General features: G+C 65.1%; 6 protein-coding genes. All 6 read left to right on the top strand.

From position 1 onward, the window contains the following. A partial coding sequence (locus tag AC1DU6_RS27205) for a hypothetical protein (RefSeq protein ID WP_477860932.1) occupies positions 1-219 on the top strand: 219 nt, incomplete at its 5' end. A 106-nt stretch (positions 220-325) separates the two neighbouring features. Then, on the top strand, positions 326-589 hold the full coding sequence (locus AC1DU6_RS27200; protein ID WP_477860930.1) for a helix-turn-helix transcriptional regulator: 264 nt from the start codon (positions 326-328) through the stop codon (positions 587-589). Then, positions 586-888: a helix-turn-helix domain-containing protein gene (locus AC1DU6_RS27195; RefSeq protein WP_477860929.1), complete on the top strand. Its 303-nt coding sequence runs from the start codon at positions 586-588 to the stop codon at positions 886-888. Before AC1DU6_RS27200 ends, AC1DU6_RS27195 begins: the two co-directional genes overlap by 4 nt. A 122-nt stretch (positions 889-1,010) precedes the next feature. Beyond that, positions 1,011-1,145: a hypothetical protein gene (locus AC1DU6_RS27190; protein ID WP_477860928.1), complete on the top strand. Its 135-nt coding sequence runs from the start codon at positions 1,011-1,013 to the stop codon at positions 1,143-1,145. Continuing rightward, the gene (locus AC1DU6_RS27185; RefSeq protein ID WP_477860927.1) at positions 1,138-1,947 is read left to right on the top strand and encodes a hypothetical protein; all 810 of its coding nucleotides are present in this window, start codon (positions 1,138-1,140) and stop codon (positions 1,945-1,947) included. Before AC1DU6_RS27190 ends, AC1DU6_RS27185 begins: the two co-directional genes overlap by 8 nt. A 48-nt stretch (positions 1,948-1,995) precedes the next feature. Then, a partial coding sequence (locus tag AC1DU6_RS27180; protein WP_477860926.1) for a hypothetical protein occupies positions 1,996-2,496 on the top strand: 501 nt, incomplete at its 3' end.

Raw genomic sequence — 2,496 nt, 5'->3', positions numbered from 1 at the left:
ATGCTCTCCCAAGCGGGCGCCAAGGGAGCTGCCGCAAAGCATCGTCGACATGCCGACATGAAGCAGTGGGTGCTGGCAAAAGCGGCGACGCTGCGAGGCGATGACATGAGCATGGCCCGCAAGCTGTCGGCTTCGCTTCCTCCCGAATTGGCGGATGTCTCGGCGAACCCGCAGCGGTTCATCTATGACGTATTGAGGTCTCGCCAGCGCGGCGGCTAGCCGGCTATGCGTAACGGCTGGCAGCCCTGGCGTCACGTCTGGCCGGGCATCCGGAACAACGCTTGCCCAACTCAAAACACATTCGGGGCCGTCGCTCACTCGATGGATGGCTCAGATGCAATCACACCCAACCCGTACTGCTCAGGACGAATTCCGTCGCGCCAGAGGTACTCAACCACTTGATGCGGTTCAGTTGTCAGACGCGCTGCTGCGCGTTCGGACCGTGTCTCACGCGACCGGTCTTTCAGTAGCCAGCCTGTATCGCAAGCTGGCAGCAAAGGAGTTCCCAGAGCCCGTGAGGCTTGGCAAACGCTGCACCCGCTGGAAGGCCGCCGACGTGCGGGCCTGGATTCAGGCCCAAGGGGAATGACGATGGCCAATCACCGTCTCGACCCCGAAAAGTTGGCCGCCCTGCAGAAGATCCGCGCCGAGGTCGCCGGCGTCAGCGCAGCAACACAGCGGCAGCGGCTTCAGACAGCGTTCGAACAGATCCGGCGCATCTCCACCGCTGAAGCCAGGGCAGGCCTCGACATCCTGCACCCAGCTGCGCGCGTTCAGGAGCTGCGCGAGGAAGGCCACGACATCAAGACGCTGTGGACCGTCGTCGAGTACGAGGGCGGCGATCAACATCGTGTGGCGGACTACGTCTGGTCCGGGAGGGCGTCGTGAGCCAGGTCGCGGCCCCCGAGGTGCCTACCACTCCAGGCCCTTCCGCGGCCTATGCCGGGCCGCCGCCTAAGTCAAAGCAGCTTGCCACGCTCCAGGCCCTGTTTGCCCTGCGCGGGTACGCATTGCACCAGCTCGCCGACTCGACGCTGCTGGTGGAGCGCTGGGGCTACTGCCGGCCGCTTGCAACGGTTGAGGAGGCAACCCAGGTGCTCGCCCAGCTCGGCGGCGCGCCAGCCAGCTGGGTCGGCCATGGCTAACGGGCGCGGCGTCGGCCGCAAAGGCGATAAGGCGCGCGTCTCGGGCGGGTTCGTGGCGCTTCCCTGGGCCGTGCTCGATTGCGCCGCCTATGCCGATCTGAGCCATCCTGCGAAGGCGTTGCTGGTGGACATCGCCCGCCAGTACGTCCGCGACAACAACGGCCGTCTGCTGGCGTCCGCGGCTCATCTGGCAAAGCGCGGGTGGCGCAGCGTCGATGTCATCACCCGGGCCAAGCGCGAACTGATCGATGCCGGCTTCGTCCACGAGACCGTCAAGGGCCACCGCCCCAACAAGGCCAGTTGGTATGCCGTGACCTGGTATCTGCTCGACCCCCACCCAGGCTATGACCCCGGCGCTGCGGTCACTTTCGAGCGCGGAAGCTATGAACGACAGGGTGCTGAGAAAAACGCAGTCCTTAGACCGTCTGGCGGTGCTAAGGGGTCGCCTATTGCACCGTGGGACGGTGTAGAGGACGTGTCTGCTGCACCGTCTGGCGGTGCTATCCGGCCCCCTTTTGACCATCCCTCTGCACCGTCTGGCGGAGACCATCTAGAAATACCATCTGCAGATGCGTTGAACGGGGAAGCTGAGGATCAGCAAGGGACCGAGTGCGACGACCCCGAGCCTGAGACCCGTGAGCGCGACGGCGACATCGACGCCGGCCGCTTCAATCCCATCACGGGCGAGTTCGACCCAGCTCCAGAGCCACGGCCCCAGTTGGTCAAGCAGGCCGCGTCAGCTTTCGTGGCAGCGGGCCTGGACGCTATCAAGAACCGCCGCAAGGGTGCGCGTCATGGCTGAGACCAGAGCGGATTTGGCTTTTGATTTCGTAATCAGTGGAAGGGGCCGGTGATGGGCAAGGGCGGGATGAGATTCGGTGCTGGACGACCGGCGCACCACGTTAAGGCCGAACACTGCCGGCGCATCGAGGCCGGGCGCTGGGCTCATGAAGGCTTGTTCAACGCTGGCACGGCGGGTTCGTGGATCTGGCGAGATGCTGAGACCGGCAAGCAGTCGGCGGCCATCGGGTATCGAGGTGATGGCGGCGCTGTTGTCCTCGACTTCAACGTCAACGACGACCCGGTACACCAGCGCATCTGCGAGACGCGCACGGCCTGCAACTACGGCGGGTCGCGTTCATGGTTCGCCTGCCCGCGGTGCTGGCGCCGCGTGGGCGTGCTCTTCCTCCGAGGCCAGGCAGGCTTCATGTGCCGTCACTGCGGTCGTGTGGTCTACAGCAGTCAGAGCGCCGACGACCTGGGCCGGACGTGGCTCAAGCAGCGTAAGGCAGAGCGGCGCCTTGATGATGGATGGCAACGGCCCAAGGGGATGCACGAGACCACGCGAGAC

The sequence above is a fragment of the Roseateles sp. P5_B10 genome, assembly GCF_056400485.1.
Note: the sequence above shows the minus strand (reverse complement) of the source record. Positions and strands in the feature narration are given on the sequence as shown.

Coding starts and splice junctions, on each gene's coding strand:
- AC1DU6_RS27185 (WP_477860927.1), top strand. CDS start 1,138: ATGGCTAACGGGCGCGGCGTCGGCCGCAAAGGCGATAAGGCGCGCGTC.
- AC1DU6_RS27200 (WP_477860930.1), top strand. CDS start 326: ATGGCTCAGATGCAATCACACCCAACCCGTACTGCTCAGGACGAATTC.
- AC1DU6_RS27195 (WP_477860929.1), top strand. CDS start 586: ATGACGATGGCCAATCACCGTCTCGACCCCGAAAAGTTGGCCGCCCTG.